At 22.9% G+C, this 20643-nt stretch carries 24 protein-coding genes; all 24 read left to right on the top strand.

Annotation, left to right across the window (positions count from 1 at the left end):
* Positions 1-263 precede the first annotated feature (263 nt).
* A complete protein-coding gene (locus AWT72_RS04080) occupies positions 264-2045 on the top strand; it encodes a glycoside hydrolase family 3 protein (RefSeq protein ID WP_067141227.1) in 1782 nt (593 codons plus the stop codon).
* Between the two features lie 97 nt (positions 2046-2142).
* Positions 2143-3390: a glucose-1-phosphate adenylyltransferase gene (locus AWT72_RS04085; RefSeq protein ID WP_067141230.1), complete on the top strand. Its 1248-nt coding sequence runs from the start codon at positions 2143-2145 to the stop codon at positions 3388-3390.
* On the top strand, positions 3387-4775 hold the full coding sequence (locus AWT72_RS04090; RefSeq protein WP_067141233.1) for a glycogen synthase: 1389 nt from the start codon (positions 3387-3389) through the stop codon (positions 4773-4775). The genes AWT72_RS04085 and AWT72_RS04090 overlap by 4 nt, the downstream gene beginning before the upstream one ends.
* Positions 4776-5019: 244 nt before the next feature.
* The gene (locus AWT72_RS04095; protein ID WP_067141236.1) at positions 5020-6030 is read left to right on the top strand and encodes an oxidoreductase; all 1011 of its coding nucleotides are present in this window, start codon (positions 5020-5022) and stop codon (positions 6028-6030) included.
* Positions 6031-6109: 79 nt separating this feature from the next.
* Positions 6110-6337 (top strand): type II toxin-antitoxin system RelB family antitoxin, encoded by a 228-nt coding sequence (gene relB / locus AWT72_RS04100; protein WP_067141239.1) that lies wholly within the window; start codon positions 6110-6112, stop codon positions 6335-6337.
* Positions 6337-6609, top strand: coding sequence for a type II toxin-antitoxin system RelE family toxin (locus AWT72_RS04105; protein WP_067141242.1), 273 nt, complete (start codon positions 6337-6339; stop codon positions 6607-6609). Before relB ends, AWT72_RS04105 begins: the two co-directional genes overlap by 1 nt.
* 132 nt (positions 6610-6741) lie before the next feature.
* On the top strand, positions 6742-7143 hold the full coding sequence (tsaA, locus tag AWT72_RS04110; protein WP_067141245.1) for a tRNA (N6-threonylcarbamoyladenosine(37)-N6)-methyltransferase TrmO: 402 nt from the start codon (positions 6742-6744) through the stop codon (positions 7141-7143).
* Between the two features lie 103 nt (positions 7144-7246).
* The gene (locus AWT72_RS04115) at positions 7247-8095 is read left to right on the top strand and encodes a DUF4240 domain-containing protein (RefSeq protein ID WP_067141248.1); all 849 of its coding nucleotides are present in this window, start codon (positions 7247-7249) and stop codon (positions 8093-8095) included.
* An 81-nt stretch (positions 8096-8176) separates the two neighbouring features.
* Positions 8177-8425 (top strand): hypothetical protein, encoded by a 249-nt coding sequence (locus AWT72_RS04120; RefSeq protein ID WP_197407606.1) that lies wholly within the window; start codon positions 8177-8179, stop codon positions 8423-8425.
* A gap of 7 nt (positions 8426-8432) precedes the next feature.
* A complete protein-coding gene (locus tag AWT72_RS04125) occupies positions 8433-9011 on the top strand; it encodes a methyltransferase domain-containing protein (RefSeq protein WP_067141250.1) in 579 nt (192 codons plus the stop codon).
* Positions 9012-9208: 197 nt separating this feature from the next.
* Entirely contained in the window at positions 9209-10039 is an 831-nt protein-coding gene (locus AWT72_RS04130; protein WP_067141253.1) for a hypothetical protein, read from the top strand.
* 19 nt (positions 10040-10058) lie between these two features.
* Positions 10059-10634, top strand: a complete 576-nt coding sequence (locus tag AWT72_RS04135; protein ID WP_067141256.1) for a hypothetical protein — start codon at positions 10059-10061, stop codon at positions 10632-10634.
* Positions 10635-10776: 142 nt separating this feature from the next.
* Positions 10777-11244 (top strand): hypothetical protein, encoded by a 468-nt coding sequence (locus AWT72_RS04140; RefSeq protein ID WP_067141259.1) that lies wholly within the window; start codon positions 10777-10779, stop codon positions 11242-11244.
* Complete coding sequence (locus tag AWT72_RS04145) at positions 11241-12098, top strand: hypothetical protein (RefSeq protein ID WP_067141263.1); 858 nt, start codon at positions 11241-11243, stop codon at positions 12096-12098. The genes AWT72_RS04140 and AWT72_RS04145 overlap by 4 nt, the downstream gene beginning before the upstream one ends.
* Positions 12099-12118: 20 nt before the next feature.
* Positions 12119-12952, top strand: a complete 834-nt coding sequence (locus AWT72_RS04150; RefSeq protein WP_067141265.1) for a hypothetical protein — start codon at positions 12119-12121, stop codon at positions 12950-12952.
* A 288-nt stretch (positions 12953-13240) separates the two neighbouring features.
* Positions 13241-14071 (top strand): ORF6N domain-containing protein, encoded by an 831-nt coding sequence (locus AWT72_RS04155; RefSeq protein ID WP_306765424.1) that lies wholly within the window; start codon positions 13241-13243, stop codon positions 14069-14071.
* 153 nt (positions 14072-14224) lie between these two features.
* Positions 14225-14797, top strand: coding sequence for a hypothetical protein (locus tag AWT72_RS04160; RefSeq protein ID WP_067141272.1), 573 nt, complete (start codon positions 14225-14227; stop codon positions 14795-14797).
* A 24-nt stretch (positions 14798-14821) separates the two neighbouring features.
* Positions 14822-15406 (top strand): hypothetical protein, encoded by a 585-nt coding sequence (locus AWT72_RS04165; protein ID WP_067141275.1) that lies wholly within the window; start codon positions 14822-14824, stop codon positions 15404-15406.
* A 236-nt stretch (positions 15407-15642) separates the two neighbouring features.
* Positions 15643-16050, top strand: coding sequence for an Imm44 family immunity protein (locus AWT72_RS04170; RefSeq protein WP_067141278.1), 408 nt, complete (start codon positions 15643-15645; stop codon positions 16048-16050).
* Positions 16051-16346: 296 nt separating this feature from the next.
* Positions 16347-16922, top strand: coding sequence for a hypothetical protein (locus tag AWT72_RS04175; RefSeq protein ID WP_067141281.1), 576 nt, complete (start codon positions 16347-16349; stop codon positions 16920-16922).
* A gap of 93 nt (positions 16923-17015) precedes the next feature.
* A complete protein-coding gene (locus tag AWT72_RS04180; protein ID WP_197407608.1) occupies positions 17016-18098 on the top strand; it encodes an ankyrin repeat domain-containing protein in 1083 nt (360 codons plus the stop codon).
* A gap of 54 nt (positions 18099-18152) precedes the next feature.
* Positions 18153-18560, top strand: coding sequence for an Imm44 family immunity protein (locus tag AWT72_RS04185; protein ID WP_067141287.1), 408 nt, complete (start codon positions 18153-18155; stop codon positions 18558-18560).
* 130 nt (positions 18561-18690) lie between these two features.
* Positions 18691-20088, top strand: a complete 1398-nt coding sequence (locus tag AWT72_RS04190) for a hypothetical protein (RefSeq protein ID WP_067141290.1) — start codon at positions 18691-18693, stop codon at positions 20086-20088.
* Positions 20089-20171: 83 nt separating this feature from the next.
* Positions 20172-20643 (top strand): hypothetical protein (locus tag AWT72_RS04195; protein ID WP_371440137.1); only part of this gene is annotated, 472 nt, incomplete at its 3' end.

A 20643-nucleotide genomic window follows, 5' to 3' on the forward strand; every position in this document is an offset into this window, starting at 1 on the left:
TTTATAGAAGCTTGAAGCTCTAAATTAGAATTAATTAAATTAAAGTATTGAATATTATTAGTAAAACATTGTATAATTGACATGTGATATCACCCTTTCTTGGTTGTGTTTTGCGATTCAATTATACAAGAAAATGGGAGGTATCACAATTTTTTTATACAAAAAGTGATACAAACTCAATAAAAACAATATATAAAATGAATTATATAAATAAAAAAAGTGCTGTATACTTTACAGTACCAAAATAACGAAAGAGGAATTTTATGAAAAAAATCATAACTATAATTTTTATGATAAGTACAATGTTAGGTTGTTCAACTGATAACACATTAAAAAGTAAAATAGAAACAATGCTTATGCCTGATTTTAGATATTGGAAAACTGTTAATGAAGAAGAGAAGAAACCATTTATTGTAATAAATGAAGAAGTTAGAAAAGTTATAAAAAAACATAATTATGGGGGAATAATACTATTTTCTCAAAATTTACAAAATAATGAGCAAACAGCAAAATTAATTTATGAATTACAAAAAGCATCTAAAAATCCTATGTTTATAGCTATAGATCAAGAAGGTGGTATAGTTGCAAGATTAAATCAAGGTACAAGATTTCCAGGAAATATGGCTTTGGGAGCGACTAAAGACAAAAACAATGCTTATTTAGTTGGGCAAGCTATTGGTAGAGAATTAAGTGTGTTAGGAATAAATACCAATTTTGCACCAGTATTAGATGTAAATGTCAATCCTAGAAACCCAGTAATAGGACTAAGATCTTTTGGAGAAAGTCCTGAAATGGTCGCAGATATGGGAGTTGAATTAATAAAAGGTTTAAGAAGTGAAAATATAATATCAACTGCAAAACATTTTCCAGGACATGGAGATGTTGAAACAGATACTCATATAGGATTAGCCGTAGTTAATAAAAATCTTGAAGAACTAGAAAAAGTAGAATTTTATCCATTTAAAAAGGCGATAGAAAATAATGTAGATATGATAATGACAGCACATGTTCAGCTGCCACAAATAGAAAAAAATATCATAGTATCAAAAAATGGAGAAGAAATATTATTGCCATCAACTATTTCAAAAATAGTATTAACTGATATTTTAAGAAATAAATTAGGTTTTAAAGGAATAATAGTAACTGATGCACTTCAAGGAATGAAAGCTATAACAGATAATATAAGTGAGTATGAAGCATTAAAAATGTCTATAAATGCAGGTGCAGATATTTTATTAATGCCAGTAGATTTATATTCTTTAGAAGACGTAAAAAAACTTGATAATTTAGTAGATAAATTAGTTGAAGCTGTAAAAAAAGGAGAGATAAAGGAAGAAACTATAGATAAAGCATATAATAGAATAATTACTTTAAAAAAAGAAAAAAATATAGTTAAACCTAAAATAAATTTAGAAAAAATTAATGAAGTTGTAGGTTCTTCTGAAAATAAAAAATTGGAAAGAGATTTAGCATTATCAGCTATTACCATAGTTAAGAATAATAAATTAAAGAAAATAGAAAAATTACTAGTTATGGGGAATAGTAAATATCAAAAAGGAATTACTGATTTTGCAATAAATAGATTAAGAAATGAAAATAAAATCTCTAATATGGTTTATGATTTTTTAGTATACGATGAAGAAACAACTAAAGAAGAAATAGAAAATATTGCTAAAAATTACGATACAGTAATAGTTTATGGGTCTATGAATGATGAAGAAGCATTATCAAATGAAAATTATAGAACCAAGATTCCTAATTATGTTGGAAATATAAAAGGAATACAAAAAATATTTATCAGCATAAATAAGCCATATGATGTATCAAATCATATTAATTATGATAAAATATTAATAGCCTACGGGTATAATGGAATAGATCCAACTGAAACAGATATTGCTAATAAATCGTTTGGTCCTAATATTCCTGCAAGTATAGAAGCAGTTTTATTAGGAATTGATACAAATGGTAAATTACCAGTATCTATACCTAAAATAGAAAATGGAAAAATAACAAATAAAATATATTGTGAAAGAGTAAAATAATTTAAAGAGCTAAAAAAAGGCTCTTTTAATTTAAATTAGTTGACAACTATTAATAAGCGAGATAAACTATACTATAATAAAAAGAGGAGGAATTCTTATGGAAATTTTAGCAATGATACTTGCTGGAGGCAGAGGTTCTAGATTAGATATATTATCAGAAAATAGAGTAAAACCTAGTGTTCCTTTTGCAGGTAAATTTAGAATTATAGATTTTTCGCTAAGTAATTGTAGTAATTCTGGAATATACAATGTTGCTTTACTAACTCAATATTTACCTTTATCATTAAATGAGCATATAGGTGCTGGTAAACCTTGGGATTTAGATAGAAGAGATTCTAGCATTACATTATTACAGCCATATGAAAATACAAAAGGTCAATCATGGTATCAGGGAACTGCTGATGCTATTAGACAAAATATACGATTTATAAAATCTAATAACCCTAAATATGTGTTAATATTATCAGGAGATCATATTTATAAAATGAACTATAGATATATGTTAGACGAACATATGAAAAATAATGCGAGTTTAACTATTGCAGCTAAAACAGTTCCTTGGGAAGAGGCAAGTAGATTTGGAATTTTTGAGGTCGATGACAATAAACAAATATTATCATTTGAAGAAAAACCAGCAAGTCCTAAGAGTAATTTCGCATCTATGGGTATATATATATTTAATACAAAAGATTTAATAAAATATATAGAAAATGCAAAAGAAGAAGATTTAGATTTTGGTAAACATGTAATACCTAAAATGTTAGAAGAAAATGAAAGAATATTTTTACATAGTTATGATGCATATTGGAAAGATGTAGGAACTTATGATTCTTATCTTGAAGCTAATTTGGATTTAATCAAAAAATCTGAACAAGTTGGTATAAATTTGTATGATGAAAATTGGAAAATATATACTAAAAGTAAAAATGCAGCACCCGTTAGGGTAGGAGCTACAGGAAGTATATTAAATTCACTTATTTGTGATGGTTGTAAAATAGAAGGTAGAGTTGAAAATTCTGTGTTAGGACCTAATGTTACAGTTAGAGCCGGTTCTACTGTAAGAAATAGTATAATATTTGAAAATACATATATAGACGAAAATACACATTTAGATACAGTTATAATAGATAAAAAGGTTTATATTGGTAAGTATTGTTTATTAGGACATGGAGATAACTATAATCCGAATAAAGAAAAACCAGACCTACTATTTAAAGGAATTAGTGTCTTAGGTAAGGGTTCAATTATAGAAGATAATGTTATTATTGAAAGAAATGTTAGAGTATTTTCGAATCAAAAAATATATAGTGGAAAACAAATAGGAAGTGGTGAAACTATAAGATGAATATAATGTATTTAGGGTCAGAAGCAGTACCATTTATTAAAACAGGTGGATTAGCAGATGTATTATATGCACTGCCTAAAAAAATGAGTAAATTAGGACATGAAGTAAGTGTTATTTTACCAAAATATGATAGTATAAAATTAAAATATTTAGAAAATATAGAATATGTTGATACAATAGAAATGGATGGGGAAGTATATAATTTAGTTACTTATCCTAAAAAAGGAATAAACTACTATTTTATAGAAAATAGAAATCTATATGAAAGAGGTCATCTTTATGGAGATATGGATGAAGATGTACAATATGCAACATTTTGTGAAGTAGTTTTAAGATTTATGAAAAAAAGAGAAATGAAAGTTGATATAGTTCATTGTAATGATTGGCAAACAGGACTATTTCCATATTTCTTAAAAACTAGATATAAACATGATCCATTTTTCTGGGACACAAGAGTAGTATATACTATACATAACTTAATGTACCAAGGTAAATTTAATAATTATTCACTTAAAAAATTAGGTTATGATATGCAAAAAGAAAGCATAAATTTTATGCAAACAGGTATAGAATATGCAGACGTAGTAAATACTGTTAGTCCAACTTATGCGAAAGAAATAAAGCATCCTTATTTTGCAGAAGGCTTAGAAGATATAGTTGGAAATAAAGAAATATATGGTATATTAAATGGAATAGACTATAAGTTTTTCAACCCAAAAGTGATGGGCTATATAGAACATTATGAAGGGAATTTTGAAGAGTATAAGGCTAAAAATAGAAAAAAATTATTAGATTATTTTGATATTAAAGATGACAATTCTATGATAATAACAATGGTTAGTAGATTAGTTGAAGGAAAAGGTTTAGATTTAATAAAAGCTAGAATGCAAACTATATTAAAATATGACCATGTAAAAGTTTTAATACTAGGTTGTGGAGATAGACATTATGAAGACTATTTTAGACATTTAGAATATGTATACCCTGATAAATTTAAAGCATATATAGGATATAATGATGAATTGGCTAATTTAATGTATGCAGGAACTGATTTATTCTTAATGCCTTCAAGATATGAACCTTGTGGATTATCACAAATGATAGCAATGAGATATGGAAGCATACCTTTAGTAAGGGAAACAGGTGGTTTAAAAGATACAGTTAAGCCATATAATGAAGTTACAAATGAAGGAAATGGTTTTTCATTCACTAACTATAATGCAGATGACATGTTAAATACAATTAGATATGCAGAAGATATATACTTTAATAAAAAAGAAATATGGAATGAATTATTATTGAAAAATTTTGAAATAGATAATTCTTGGGAAAAATCAGCAAATGAATATGTAAAACTATATGAATTTGCAAAAAAGACACCTTAAATATTTTGAATAGATAAAAAAACTCTCAGTTAAATCTGTGAGTTTTTTATATTATAATAAATATTTTTTAGGTAATACTTGTAAAATTTTTAAATTATGGTATAAATATAATATATAATATTAAAAAGGAGAAAATGTGAAAAGAATATTGAAAATGTTTAGTATATTTGTTTTTTCATTATTATTGTTTGGAGAATTAAATTCTCAATATATGTAAAAATAAAAGAGTTAAGGATGTGATAGTATGAGTAAATTATTAAGTAAAATTAAAATAGGTAGAAATACATTTAAAAATAGAGTAGTTATGGCACCAATGTGTATGTTTCATAACAAAACTAAAAATGGTGTATTAACAAATGAACATTATGACCATTATGTTGCAAGAGCATTAGGTGGTGTTGCAGGAATAATAGTTGAAGCAACTATGGTAAATGAAAAAGGTGGTATAAGAAAATTAGATTTAGGACTATATAACGATGAACAAATGCATGCTTTTTCTAAATTAACTAAAAGAGTGCATGAATATAATACAGTAATAGGAATACAAATTAGTCATGCTGGTATAAAAGCAGATAAAGATTATGATGATATTATAGGACCATCTGTAATAGAAAATAGAAATAGAGAGTTAAGTATATCAGAAATAGAAAAGTTAATATCTGAATACACTAATAGTGCAGTACTTGCTAAAAAAGCAGGTTTTGATTTTGTTGAAATACATGGAGCACATGGTTATTTAGTTAGTCAATTCTTATCTCCACTAACAAATAAAAGAAACGATATATATGGTGGTAGTTTAGAAAAAAGATATAAATTTTTAGGAGATATTATAAAAGAAATTAAAAAAAATGTTGATATAGATATACATGTTAGAATATCTGCTGATGAATATAGTGAAAACGGGAACAGTTTAGATGATATTATACAAATATTGAAATGGGCAAAAGAAGATGGAGTAGTATTTAATAATATTTCAAGTGGCGGAATAGTAACAGGTGGAGCACCTGAGGAAGTTTATTCAGGCTATCAAGCGAAACTTAGTAGAAATATAAAGAGAAATGACTTAAAATGTTCAGCAGTTGGGCTTTTAACTGATTATGGATTATGTGAATACTTACTTCAAAGTGATGCTTGTGATTTAATATATGAGGGTAGAGCCTTACTTAGAAACCCTAATTTTGTATATGGAGCAGCAATATATTTAAATGAAACAGATAAAATAGAATACCCATTATCATCTTATGGGAGAATATAATAAATTAATTATTGACATAAAAAAAAATACCTAGTATAATTGTAATATAAATATGACAAATAAAAAAGGGGTGATTTTTATGGCAGTATTATCTTTAAGACTTGATGATAAAGAGTTAAAATTAATTAAAGAGTATTCAAAGATTCATAATATGAATGTATCTTCATTTGTAAGAGATTTAATATTAGATAAATTAGATGATGAACTTGATATGGAAGATGAAAAAAGAATATATAATTTATGGCAAGAAAGCAAAAATGAAAAAACTTATTCTGCAAGTTCAGTGTTTGAAGAATTAGGTATATAATGGAAGAAAAATATATAGTAGAATTTACTGAAAAAGCTAAAAAAGATTTAAAAAAATTAGATAAATATCAAGCGAAATTAATAAAAAAATGGTTAATAAATAATTTAATAGACACAAAATTTCCCAGAAAAAATGGTAAGCCATTAAATGGAACTTTACAAGGCTTATGGAGATATAGAGTAGGTAATTATAGAATTATAGCAGAAATAAAAGATAAAAAATTAATAATAATTTTAATTGAAATAGGACATAGAAAAGAAATATATAAATAATAAAATTAATATTTAAACAGAATTTGAGATAAATACATTAAAGTGAATTAAAGAATAGAGAAAAAAATCTATTCTTTTTTTGAGATATAATTAAACTTTTATATAAAAAATATTGAAAAGATAGGAGAAAATATGGAAATAAAAGAAATTGGTGTAATATTAAATGGTTATGAAACTAATGAGCAAGCCCCTAGACAAGCATTTCATGATGATAGAGAGTTTATTATGTCAATACACCCTAAATATATGGATGCAACAAAAGATTTTGCAGTAGGAGACTATATACAAGTAATATACTTTGCCGATAAATCTAAAAGAGATGTTTTGCAAACTATGCATCCTAGATACAAGAAAATTATGGGTGTATTTTCAAGTAGGTCGCCACATAGACCTAATCCACTTTTAATTTGTGTAGCGAAAATAATAGATATAAATGAAAATAAAATAAAAGTTAAAGGATTAGATGCTTTAAATAATAGTAAAATAATAGACATTAAGACATATTCTAAAGAATTTCATGATAAATTATTGTAATTAAAATTGATTTTTCAAGTAAATCAAGGTAACATACTATAAAGAAATAATATAAAAACTTATAATAATTTTAAAAAGAATAATATAAGGGAGAATATAAAGGATGAAAACGGGAATAGAAATTAAGACAAATTTTTTTCCATTGGCATTTTTTCTATATTTGGTAACACCAGTTATAGAAATAAATGGAGAAAAACATAAGAAAAAATGGGGAACAACATTTTTTGATTTACCAGCAGGTAAATATAAAATAAAGATTTATTTTAAATATATGGGAATGAATGAATGTGGTTCAAATGAAATTATAGTTTCACTATTAGAAGGGGAGCATAAAAAAATTACATATTATATGCCAACTTTTATGTTTATGAAAGGAAAAATTAAGGAACAAAAAGGCAAAAGTATAGAAAAATCACTTAATTTAAAAAATGAATTATTAAATGAAGATACTTTTTGGAATATCATTGAATTATCACTTGAAAATACTGAAAATATAGATGAACAAAAAGAATTTTTAATATCAGAACTTGGTAAAATGTCAATACAGGAAACATTAGGTTTTAAATTAAGATTAAATGATTTAACAAATAACATACATACTTCCCAAATGTGGTGTGCTGCATATTTAATGAATGGTGGTTGTTCAGATGATGGCTTTGATTATTTTAAAAATTGGGTAGTTTCAAAAGGAAAAGATACTTATTATAGAGCGAAAGAAAATCCTGATAGTTTATCAGAATGTTTTAACCAAGAAAATGAGGGAGAGTTTGAATTTGAAAGTTTAGATTATGTTGCAGTAGAAGTTTTTGAAAAGAAAACAGGGAAATCTATTTATGATTATATGCCAAAAGCATCATTTAATAGAAATGAGTTTGAATTTAATTGGAATGAAGATGATACAGAAAGTATGAAAGCAATTTGTCCTAAAATATTTGAAAAAGTAGGTTGGTAATAAGAAATTATAAATAATTTATGTTAAATATAGAAAGGAGAAGTATGTTATAGATTATATCTATATCATATAAGTTTAATTATGAAAAAATGGGAAATAAACAAGAAAAAAACTGTCACAATTTGTGAAGCATTAGGTTCTATATTAGCTGTTGGATATGCTATTTCAATAGCTTCTAATACTGGAAATGAAATAATCGGATTTATATTTTTGGAATTATCTGCCTTATTTTTCGCTGTATGGGGAATAATTGACAAACGTTGGTCATTCTTTTCACTACAAGTTTTTTATATGTTTGTAGGAATATTTGGTTTAATGAGATGGAGTTAGAGCTTTAATGAAAGATTTTAAAAATGATATTGATGAATTTTATAAAAAAATAGCATTGCAAGATAGTATTAATGATGGTAAAAATAGTAAGGAAATAGAGAAAAAAATTGCTCTTAGTTTAGGTTATACTATTGATGATATAAGAACTGGTGCTAATTTAGGACTTGGGTGTGGTAATCCTATTGAAAATTCTAATTTAAAAAAAGGAGAAATTGTACTAGATTTAGGGTCAGGAAAAGGCATAGATGTTTTTAAAGCATCAAGAGTTGTTGGTGATAAAGGTCTAGTAATTGGTGTTGATAGACTTGCTGAAATGGTTGAGAAAGCAACAAATATAAGTGAAAAGAAAAATTTTACAAATACTAAATTTATACAATCTGATATAGATAATTTAAAAATAGATAATGAAACAATAGATTGTGTAATATCTAATTGTGTTATAAATTTATGTGATGATAAGAAAAAAGTTTATTCTGAGATTTTTAGGGTATTGAAACCAGGTGGGAGAATATCAATTTCAGATATAGTTCAGGTTAATGAATTGCCACATGATATAAAAAATGATCCTATTTTTCATGCCACTTGAATTGGTGGTTCAATAACTTCGGAGAAGTTAAAAGAAATTTTAAAAGAAATAGGATTTAATCCATATATAGTTATAGAAGAAGATTTAACAAAAGAATATTTATCAAAATGGGGTCATAAAGTTGATTTGAAAAAATACATAAAAAAGGGGAAAATTATAGCGTTTAAGCCATAAAAAATGTTTGAGAAGGTAATAGCATGAAAATAAAATTTAAAATTTTGGATATTCCAAAATTAGCTATTCCTAGATATATATTATTATTTATTTTATTAATTCCGACTATTACAAAAACATATATTTTTGTGTTAGGTTTAATAATTTTATTTATACTTAATCTTATTATATCTTATATATGTATAACTTATTTTTTGAAAATAGAAGTAATTTTTTTAGAAAATGAATTACATATAATAAAAAGGAGTAGATTCAGGAAAGATGTAGTTTTTAAATTGAGATATAGTGATATAAAAGTTATAAAGATTACGGATAATATATTTGGAACTAAAAATATTAGCCTAAATTATGTATTAAGAGGTATTAATGTAGGTTTTTTACCAGTATTTTTCTATATCTTTTTTTTAGGGTTTTCATTATCAACTAATCTTAATAGAGGATTAATGTTGTTACCTAATGTAATTAATTGCGGAGAAATTTTAGAAAAATTAAGTGAGAAAACTAATTTAGATATTAAAAGTAATTGTAAAATACAAGTTAGTTATAAGCTATCAATAAATAATTATGTAGATAGCCTAAGTGGAGTTTTATTATTTTTTATAGTTATTTTTATTTTATTATTAGGATATAATTTATTATGGCTAATAGTAATAGTTATTTTTTCTAATTTACCAATTTTAAAAAATAGAGAATATTTTATTGATATAAATGGGTATATATTAAAAGTTGCATCAAAGAATGATATAACATTTTTTATAGATAATTTTGAAATCAATGAAAATAAAATATATATAAAGATATATAGATATGGCCTAATAAAGACATCTACAACTTTGAAATTCATTATGGTTTAAATAAAAGGAGAAAAATATTATGAAATCAGAATTTATAGGAAGAGCAGTAGTTAGAGAGTATGATGATATTTTAAAAATTAAAATACCTGCAAGAAAAATATTGCCAATATTAATTCTTTTTGTAATTTTAATTAGTTGGTTTCATAGTGAAATTTTTGCATTAAAGATAATTTTTTTTAGTAATGATATTTATTTATCCGCAAAAATTATTATGTTGGTGTGGACAGTTATTTGGACAATAATAGGTTTATTTATATTAATAATTTTATCCTGGTTTTTAATTGGTTATGAACTTATTATTGTTGGAAATGGAAATCTAAAAATTATAAAAAAAATAGGATTTATAAGTATAAAAAAAGAATATAAAACAAGAGAAATAAAAGATATATCTCTTACTAGAATTGGAACATTATATATAGAAACACAATCTATTGTTGAAAGATTTGGAGAAATTAAATTTGATTACAATATGAAAACTGTTAAATTTGGTTATAATATTAATGAAATAGAAGCTAAAATGATTGTTGAAAAATTAAAGAGAAATCATAATTTCAGGGAATATAATTTTGCAATTATTACTAACTATAAAAAATAATATTAAAAACTGAAAGGAGTTTAAATTATTATGGAAGATAAATTTTCAGGTAGAGCAATAATTAGAGAATATGATGATATTTTAGAAATTAAAATACCTATAAAAAAGAGGATATATATGATAATATTTGGTTTTTTTAGCTTTGATTAGTTGGGTTTTTGGTGGATTTTTAAAATTAATATTTTTCAATGGTGGTATAGATTTATTTGATAAAGTTTTTGTGTTAGTGAAGTTAATTAGTGATATAATGTTGGTTTTATTTATTTTAGGAATTTTAAACTGGATTTTATTTGGTTATGAACTTATTATAGTTGAAAATGGTAATTTAAAAGTTTCAAAAAAAATGTGGTTTTTGAATTTAAAAAAAGAATACAAAATAAGAGAAATAAAAGATATATCTGTTGTTAAAAACTTTCCTTCACGAGCTGCATATTATAATATTTATACTATTACAAGTAAATTTGGAAGAATTAAATTTGATTATGGCATGAAAACTATAAAATTTGCAATTGATATTGATGAAGCAGAGGCTAAAATGATTCTTGAAAAGTTAAAGAGAAATAATAATTTTAGAGAATTTAATTTTAATATAATGGGAGAAAATAAATGAAAATAAACTTTAAATATTTTGATTTCCCAAAAAACTATATTTTAAAGGCATGTTTATTGCTTTTAATATTATTACCAATTATAAAAAATAATGTTTTGGTATATGCATTATTATTGTTATTTTTATTAGTATTTAATACAGTTATAGCTTATTTAGTATTATCATTTACTCTTGATTTTAAGATTGAATTTTTAGAAAATGAATTACATTTAATAAAAGGTAAAAGAAGTTTAAAGTTAAAATATAGGGATATAAAAATGGTTAAAATATCAAATAATATATTTGGAACAAAGAATATTAGTTTAAATTATAGACCAAGAGAAACAGGTTTTATATTTTGGGTTATATTTAGCGATTTAATTAATTTTGGCTATATAGTAGATGTAATAATGGCAAATGCAATAACATTACCTAATGTAATTAATCATGATGAAATTTTAGAAAAACTGAGTGAAAAAATAAATATTGATTTTAAAGAAAAATGTACAACAAAAATAAGTTATAAATACTCTATAAAAGAATATTTGGCACAAATGAGACTTTATTTATATTTTACAGTAATTATGTCAATTATTGATTTCATAAATTTAAATTTATTTATCGTAATTCCAATTTATATATTGTTTAGTATTCGATTTTTAAAGAATAATAATTATTTAGCCAATATTGGAAATGAAATATTAAAAGTTGTGTCTAAAAATGAAATATATTTTTTTATAAATAATTTTGAAATTATTGATAATGAAATAGATATAACAATATACAAAGGTATAGTAAATTCAAAAATTCCTATAAAAAATTCTAGGTTTGTAATTGATGGGAATATAGCAAGAATTTTAAAAATAGAACATTAATATTTATGAGGTATGATAACATGAAAATAAAATTTAAGTTTTTTGATATACAAAAATTATCTATTTTTAAAATTTCATTAGTAATAATTATGTTTATATTAACTATAAAAATAATGTATATATTTTTTATGTTCTTAATTTTTTTATTAATAATAAATTTAATAATATCATATATTTATATAAAATTTAAATTAAATTTAGAAATATATTTTTTAGAGAATGAATTACATATAATAAAAGGGAAATTGGTTTTTAAATTAAAATATAGCAATATAAAAATGATTAATATAACTGATAATTTATTTTCAAGTAAAAATATTAGTTTAAATTATGAACCTAAAAGAACAGAAGTTTCATTTTTTAACACATTTCATAATATTCAATATTTTAGTAATATGACTAACGCAATATTTTTACCTAATGTAGTTAATTATGAAGAAATTTTAGATAAATTGAGTAAAAAAATTAATATAAATATTAAAAATAAGTGTATAATACAAGTTAGTTACAGTTCTACAATAAAAGATTATATGGGAAATATAAATTATATTATATATATTTTTACAGTAATTTTTATGTTGTTATCAGAGTATAGTCTTATATGGTTAATAATAATGTATATATTTATTAATTTACCATTTTTAAAAAATAAAAAATATTTTATTGATATAAATGATAATATATTAAAAGTTGAATCTAAAAATAATATTTACTTTTTTATTGATAATTTTGAAGTTGATGGAAATAAATTATATATAAATGTATTTTTTCCAGAACCAGATTCAAAAATTCTTGTAGGAAATCAACTTTTTAAATCAGAATGTGGTATTTCTAGAAAATTGACAATAGAATAATTTAAATTTAAAATAAGCAGCGTATAAAAAAATTAGAAAGAAAACAGTTCATTATGGAAGATGAATTCATATGAAAATCAATAATTAAAGAGTATTATAATATTTTATTATATCGAAAAAAGGTGGGAAAATGGATACTAAATTTGTAGATAAACAATTTAATAAAAGAGAAAAAAAGAAGTTCTTATTGATAATACTAGCAAAGTTCAAAATGATATTATCGATGATGAAATATCTAATACTTTAGTAGAAATAAATTCTAATCAAATAAAAAATCTTATTTATACTATTAGAGGGAAGCAAGTAATGCTAGATAGAGATTTAGCGGTTTTGTATCAAGTAGAAAATAGAGCTTTAAAACAAGCAGTTAAAAGAAATATTGAAAAATTCCCTGATGATTTTATGTTTATATTGAATGATAATGAAATAGATTTATTGGTATCACAAAATGTGATACCTTCAAAACAACACTTAGGTGGTAGCAAACCTTATATATTTACAGAGTCTGGAATTGCAATGCTTTCATCTGTGTTAAGAAGTGATATTGCAACTAAAGTAAGTATTGCTATTATGAGAACTTTTGTTGAAATGCGAAAATTTTTAGTAAATAATGGAGAAATCTTTTCTAGACTAGATAGAGTTGAATTAAAACAATTAGAATATCAAAAAAATACTGATAAAAAATTTGAAAAAGTCTTTAAATATATTGCAGAAACAAAAGAAATATCACAAAAAATATTTTTTAATGGACAAATTTATGATGCATTTTCTTTGCTTGTAGATATAGTTAAACAAGCTGATAAAAGCATTATTTTGATAGATAATTATGTCGGTGTAGACACTCTTAACATACTTGCTAAAAAGAAAAATGGAGTAAAGGTTGATATTTACACAACTAAGAAAAGTAATTTAACTGAAAATGATATAAAGAAATTTAATTTACAATATCATAGTTTGGCAGTTCATCATATAGATACATTTCATGATAGATTTATGATACTTGATGAGAGTGTTTGCTATCATATTGGTTCATCAATAAAGGATGCTGGAAATAAGAGTTTTGCTATTAGCAAGATTGAAGATAAGCTAAATATAAATTCAATATTGTATAGGCTTTAAAAAAAGAATGTGAAACAAGAAATATAAAAGATATACTTATCATTAGAAACTTTCCTATACTAGCTGCATACTTATACTATTATAAGTCAATTTGAAAGAATTGAATTGATTATGGTATGAAAACTATAAAATTTAAAAAGGAGATAGTTTATTATGGAAGAAAAATTTACAGGTAGAGCAATAATTAGAGAATATGATGATATTTTAGAAATTAAAATACCATCAAGAAAGAAAATATTTGAAATAATATTTATACTTTTTTTGGTTATTTTGTGGTTAATTGTTGAAATTTTTGCACTAAGTAGTTTTTTTTCTAATAGTTATAGTGATTTATTTGCGAAAAATTCCATATCAGTAAAATTACCTAGTTGGACAGTAGGGGGAGTATTTATAATATATATTTCAATTTATAAGTTGTTTGGTTATGAACTTATTACTGTTGAAAATGGAAATTTAAAAATTTCAAAAAAAGCAGGCTTAATAAATAGAAAAAGAGAATACAAAATAATAGAAATAAAAAATATGGCTATTATCCAAAATACATTGCCATATAATGATGAAGATTTTATTCCATTTGAAAATCAAAAAATTAAATTTGATTATGGAATGAAAACTATAAAATTTGCAAGTGATATTGATGAAGCAGAAGCAAAAATGATACTTGAAAAATTAAAGAGAAATCATAATTTTAGAGAATTTAATTTTAAAATAGTTACAAGTTATTAAAATTTAAAAGGGGGATAGTTTATTATGGAAGCAGAATTTGCAGGTAGAGCAATAATTAGGGAATTTGATGACATTTTAGAAATTAAAATACCATCAAAAAAAAGTATATTTGCAATAATATTTCTTTGTGTGTGGTTAATTGGTTGGTTTTTGGGGGAAACTTTTGCATTGAGTACAATATTTTTTAATAGTGATATTGATTCATTTGATAAAATTTTTGTGTCAGTATGGGTAATTGCATGGACATTTGGGGGCTTATTTGCTTTTGGAATTTTAAATTGGTTTTTATTTGGGTATGAACTAATTATTGTTGAAAATGGTAATTTAAAAATTTCAAAAAAAATATGGTTTATAAATTTAAAAAAAGAATATGAAATAAGAGAAATAAAAGATATATCTGTTGTTAGAAACTTTTCTTCACCAGCTGCATATTATAATATTCATACTATTACAAGTCAATTTGGAAGAATTAAATTTGATTATGGTATGAAAACTATAAAATTTGCAATTAATATTGATGAAGCAGAAGCTAAAATGATACTTGAGAAGTTAAAAAGAAATCATAATTTTAGAGAATTTAATTTTAATATAATGGGAGAAAATAAATGAAAGTAAATTTTAAATATTTTGATTTTCTCAAAAATTATATAACATTTTTTATTTATAATTTTGAAGTTATTTAAGATAAAGTTAATATATAAGTATTTTATCCTGAACTATTTAGAATGATTATGTGGAATTGATATTTTAAAGAACATAGTAATTTCAAAAGTGAAAAAATGAATAGAGAATGATTTAAGACCAGAATACAATATGAATAATCATTAAGAAAGAGGGAATTAAGTATGAAATTATGGATGTCATCAGAATATAGTGTAGGTATAGGAGATAAGTTAAGATTAGCAAGAAATTATGTAGAAAAAGTAATAAATGAAAAAATAAATAAAAAAAAATATATGTTAGAAGAATACTTAGAAGGATGGGATTGTATTTCTATAATAATGAACATGAAAAATCATGAATATATAGAAAGAACAATTTATTCGAAAAAGAAAAAAGATATGGATTTTAGATTACAAATAGATTATGAAGAATTTGATAATACAGATGATTTAGGAAGACAAAGATTAATATATGAAATGTTAGATAGAAGTTTAGATATATTATTAGAGAAAAAGAAATTACCATTAGATGCAATAGAAGAATTAAGAGCCGATGTAAAGGAAGTAGCCAAAGAGCAAGGGTGGATTTAAAAAATAATATATGAATTAAGATATTAAAATTTAACTTTATATAAGTATTTATTAAAGGCTTGAAAAAAATGGTAATATATCTATTATTAAAATGTTTTTTGAAAGCAAAATATTAAAAGAACATGTACTAATAGCACAAAAGTGAAAATATTAAGGTATGTGTTCTTTTGCTTAATTACTTAAGATAGGTATACTCTATAATAAAAAATTTTTATGTTATCATTTAAATTAAATAGTACCTAAATTTTAAAATAACATACAATAAAATGATTTATATAAAAAAATAGGAGAAAAAAATGAGTCAAATGTATTATTATGCACTAAAAGAAGATTATATAGAAGCAATAAAACAATATGAAAAAAAAGTTGGAGGATTAAAATATGTTTTATATGGACACCAATATAGCCTTGAACCAGTAGTATACAATTCAATTGAAGAGATTCCTGGCATAGGAACAAGATGGTATGGATATAAAGAAGGTTTGGGTGAAGGTGGAAGAATGTATGGAATATTTTTTAAAGATAACGATATATCTATGAGAAAAATAGATTTATACAATGGAGAAACAAAATATTGTTTAGCTAATTTACAAGATTGCGTATTATTCTATAATGAAGGTGGTATAGATTTAGTAGAAAAAGATGTTGTAAGAAAATCATATATAACAGATGTATATCCTAAAAAGCATGCAAAGAAATTATTTGCAGGCTTAAAAAGAGCCTTTTTAAAAAATATGCAACAATTATTTAAGGGACAATCAGTTTATATAGGAAATAGTTTAATAAAAAACAAAGGTAAATATATAATAACGGATTATAGAAAAGATGCAGTAGAATATCATATAGATATATCACATTTAGAAGTTAAGTAATAAAACATAGTTCTAATTTTATCATAATGAAAAGGTTAAATCATTTATATACAAATAGAAGTAGAAAATATGATAAATAAAGAAAGGATTTTTATGAAAATAAATGATATAAAAATGGCGGCAAAGTATGGAACATGGGAAGATTTTATAAAATATTTTGATAAAGAAGACTTGCCAGAAGAGATATTATTTTTAGCATTTTACAATGAAAATAGAGAAGAAGGATTTAAAATGTTTAAAACAATTTTAGAGGCAAGAAAAATAGATTTGAATTATTGTCATAACAAAAGTAGTATTATGCATATTATATGTAATTACCCATATTATGAATTTTTAGAAGAAATACTTAAATATGATGTAGATATTAATATAAGAAATAAGTATGGAAATATTCCTTTACATAATGCTGCTTCTAATTTTAAAAATGAAGATAGAAGTATAAATTTAGAAAAAATTAAAATTTTATTAGATGCAGGATCAGATGTAGACAATGTAAATAAATTTGGAAAAACATTATTTGATTATAAAGATATATATGGAGAAGAATTTTATAATTTAGTTTATTCATATTCCAAAAAAAGTGGAAAAAATAAAGCTAAAAAAAGAGAAGTAATTGTTAATTTAAATAAAGAAACTAAAATAAATAATATTTTTGAGGCAGCAGAAAGAGGGTCATTTGAAAAATTTTTAGAATATTTTAATAAAGATAATATACCAAACGATATATTAATCTATGCTTTAAACAATCTGAATAAAAAAGAAGGATTAAAAATATTTAAATTTTTATTAGAAACTAATAAAATTAATTTGGATTATCTTATAAATGATAAAAAACCAATTATATATTATATTATTGTTAGAAAAGAATATAAATTTTATGATGAAATTATAAAATATGATTTTGATGTAAACTGGAGAAATTATTTAGGAAATACTTTATTGTTATTTGCAATTTTAAATTTTGTTAATAAAGATAAGAGTGTTAAATATGAAAAAATAAAAATTTTGCTTGATAAAGGGGCAGATGTAGATTATAAAAATAGTTTTGGTCTAAACTATATTATGGTTTTAAAAAGAGACATGGAAATTTTTAGCGAAGATAAAAATAGTATATATTATAAAAATGCAATTAAATTATATGAACTTTTATTACCATATTCAAAACAAAAGGATTAAGTAAATTATAGACTAGCATTTAATTGTTAGTTTTAAAACATTAGGAGAATAATAATGAAATTATGGATGTCGGCAGAAGTTAGTTCAAGTATAAGTGAAAAACTTAGATTATCATTAATTTATGTAGAAAAAGTAATAAATGAAAAAATAAATAAAAAAAAATATGTGTTAGAAGAATACTTAGAAGGATGGGATTGTATTTCTATAATAATGAACATGAAAAATCATGGATATACAGAGAGAACAATTTATTCGAAAAAGAAAAAAAATATGGATTTTAGACTACAAATAGATTATGAAGAATTTGATAGTAAAGATGACTTAGGAAGACAAATATTAATATATAAAATGTTAGATAGAAGTTTAGATATATTATTAGAGAAAAAGAAATTACCATTAGATGCAATAGAAGAATTAAGAGCCGATGTAAAGGAAGTAGCCGAAGAGCAGGGTTGGATTTAAAAAATAATATATGAATTAAGATATGGTTGCTGATGAAAAATATTCCCCAAAATATAAAGGGTGTAAACATATTTTAGAAGAGCCACATTTATCTTATTGGATTTATGATAAAAAATAGAAAAGAGAAAAAATGAAAAGAATAATACAAATTTTAATATTTATATTTTTAAGTTTTGCATCATATTCAGCACATAATGTTATCACAAAAATGAATGAAGTAAAATTTATAAATTTAAAAAGTGGTTTAGAAGTGAACAAAAAAATAGAAAAAGTAAATAAAAATAAAGATGGTAATAAAGATGGGGAACTATATATAGAACTTGTTGATGGAACTAAGATAGTAGGAAAATATATAGATGGAGAATTAAATGGTGATTTGAAAATAAGCACTAAAAATAATGAAATTATAGAAATATATGAGTATAAAAATAATTTGAAAAATGGAACCTATTTATTAAAAACAAGTAAGGGAGATTATACAAAAAAAGAATATAAAAATGATGTTGTAAATGGTAAAGTAAGTTATAAAATTGATGGTATTGAGGGTAATTATGTTAGTATATATGGTCAAAAAAATGGTGTTGAATTTATAAAAAATGTAAATGGAAAACGATATTATTTAAATTATAATCAGAATAAACTTGAAGGTAATATGAAGATAATATTTATAGACGGGACTATAAAAAAATGGGTTGAAGATGATGGTTATAACGGTCAAGTTGAATTGGTTTTACCTAATAAAGATATAATATATATGACTTTTGTAAAAGATATTCAAATAGGAAATGTTGTTGCCCTTATAAAAGGTAAAAAAAAGATATATAAAAATATGGAAGATTTTGTTGAAAGATATAAGTCAAAGGAAAGTATATTTGAATATTTTGGAATTATGGGTTTTGTAGTTGATAGTAGCGAGAAAAATGGAGAACATTATTCAAAATTTTCTTTTGATGGAATAACGAAAGAATATAAATATAGATATGTAGATGGTTATATTACTGGTAAAGTTTACTATAAAGAATATACAAAAAATACCATTATAGAAGAAGGTTATTATACCTTTGAAAAAGGAAAACTTAATGGAAAATCTAATATTACTGAATTTAAGGATAATGAGAAATATAATGTTATAGTTAATTATAAAAATGATTTAAAAGATGGTAAATATATTAAAAAGAGTTCTAATCTTACTATTTTTGGCAATTATAAAAATGGTAAAAAAAATGGAGACTTTGAATCAAAATTTGGGGCAATATATGAATTAGCAACATTTGAAAATGGATTATTAATAAAAAAAACAACTAGATTTGGTAAAATAAAAGAAATATTAGAAATAAAAAAAGGAATAATATATAGAAATCAATCTCTGAATGCAGATGGTAAAAAATATATAAATGAAAGTATATATGACGGAGCATATGAAAAACATAAATTTGGAATTGTTGGAGAAAACATTAAAACTTTGGAAGGTAATAAAAATGACTTGAAATTTAAAACGGACTTTTTAGAAGGAATTAGAAATAAATAAATATATACAAAAAATGAAAATTTCAAATTAAATTTGTGTTAATATATAAATTAATATAATTTTAAATAAAGAAAGGCAATAAAATGAAATTTAAGTATTTTAAAATAAAAAATATTATATACATATTTTTGATTATAATACCAACTATAACATATTCAAGTGCTTACAATATTATAACAAAAATAAATGAAATTACATTTGTTAATGATAAAAATGTAGAAATCAATAAAGTTTTAGAGAAAGTAAATAAAAATAAAGATGGTAATAAAAATGGCAAACTATACATAGAACTTGCTGATGGTTCTGTTGTAAAAGGAAAATATGATAATGGTTATTTACAAGGTAAATTAACAATTACTAATAAGAAAGATAATGAGCATCAAGAATTTAATTATAAAGATAATTTAAAAAATGGAAAATATATATATAAATCTGATAATAATATTATTAAATTAAATTTTATAAATAATATATCAAATGGAGAATATTATTATAAAGATAAAAATGAAGAAGTAATAAGTAAACATGTTGATGGTAAAATACAAGGTAAAGTAT

It is taken from the genome of Oceanivirga salmonicida (assembly GCF_001517915.1).
Taxonomy (GTDB): Bacteria; Fusobacteriota; Fusobacteriia; order Fusobacteriales; family Leptotrichiaceae; genus Oceanivirga; species Oceanivirga salmonicida.

Coding starts and splice junctions, on each gene's coding strand:
- AWT72_RS04085 (WP_067141230.1), top strand. CDS start 2,143: ATGGAAATTTTAGCAATGATACTTGCTGGAGGCAGAGGTTCTAGATTA.
- AWT72_RS04165 (WP_067141275.1), top strand. CDS start 14,822: ATGGAAGCAGAATTTGCAGGTAGAGCAATAATTAGGGAATTTGATGAC.
- AWT72_RS04135 (WP_067141256.1), top strand. CDS start 10,059: ATGAAATCAGAATTTATAGGAAGAGCAGTAGTTAGAGAGTATGATGAT.
- AWT72_RS04145 (WP_067141263.1), top strand. CDS start 11,241: ATGAAAATAAACTTTAAATATTTTGATTTCCCAAAAAACTATATTTTA.
- AWT72_RS04190 (WP_067141290.1), top strand. CDS start 18,691: ATGAAAAGAATAATACAAATTTTAATATTTATATTTTTAAGTTTTGCA.
- AWT72_RS04180 (WP_197407608.1), top strand. CDS start 17,016: ATGAAAATAAATGATATAAAAATGGCGGCAAAGTATGGAACATGGGAA.
- relB (WP_067141239.1), top strand. CDS start 6,110: ATGGCAGTATTATCTTTAAGACTTGATGATAAAGAGTTAAAATTAATT.
- AWT72_RS04120 (WP_197407606.1), top strand. CDS start 8,177: ATGAAAAAATGGGAAATAAACAAGAAAAAAACTGTCACAATTTGTGAA.
- AWT72_RS04080 (WP_067141227.1), top strand. CDS start 264: ATGAAAAAAATCATAACTATAATTTTTATGATAAGTACAATGTTAGGT.
- AWT72_RS04130 (WP_067141253.1), top strand. CDS start 9,209: ATGAAAATAAAATTTAAAATTTTGGATATTCCAAAATTAGCTATTCCT.
- AWT72_RS04160 (WP_067141272.1), top strand. CDS start 14,225: ATGGAAGAAAAATTTACAGGTAGAGCAATAATTAGAGAATATGATGAT.
- AWT72_RS04105 (WP_067141242.1), top strand. CDS start 6,337: ATGGAAGAAAAATATATAGTAGAATTTACTGAAAAAGCTAAAAAAGAT.
- AWT72_RS04125 (WP_067141250.1), top strand. CDS start 8,433: ATGAAAGATTTTAAAAATGATATTGATGAATTTTATAAAAAAATAGCA.
- AWT72_RS04150 (WP_067141265.1), top strand. CDS start 12,119: ATGAAAATAAAATTTAAGTTTTTTGATATACAAAAATTATCTATTTTT.
- AWT72_RS04090 (WP_067141233.1), top strand. CDS start 3,387: ATGAATATAATGTATTTAGGGTCAGAAGCAGTACCATTTATTAAAACA.
- AWT72_RS04185 (WP_067141287.1), top strand. CDS start 18,153: ATGAAATTATGGATGTCGGCAGAAGTTAGTTCAAGTATAAGTGAAAAA.
- AWT72_RS04095 (WP_067141236.1), top strand. CDS start 5,020: ATGAGTAAATTATTAAGTAAAATTAAAATAGGTAGAAATACATTTAAA.
- AWT72_RS04175 (WP_067141281.1), top strand. CDS start 16,347: ATGAGTCAAATGTATTATTATGCACTAAAAGAAGATTATATAGAAGCA.
- tsaA (WP_067141245.1), top strand. CDS start 6,742: ATGGAAATAAAAGAAATTGGTGTAATATTAAATGGTTATGAAACTAAT.
- AWT72_RS04170 (WP_067141278.1), top strand. CDS start 15,643: ATGAAATTATGGATGTCATCAGAATATAGTGTAGGTATAGGAGATAAG.
- AWT72_RS04115 (WP_067141248.1), top strand. CDS start 7,247: ATGAAAACGGGAATAGAAATTAAGACAAATTTTTTTCCATTGGCATTT.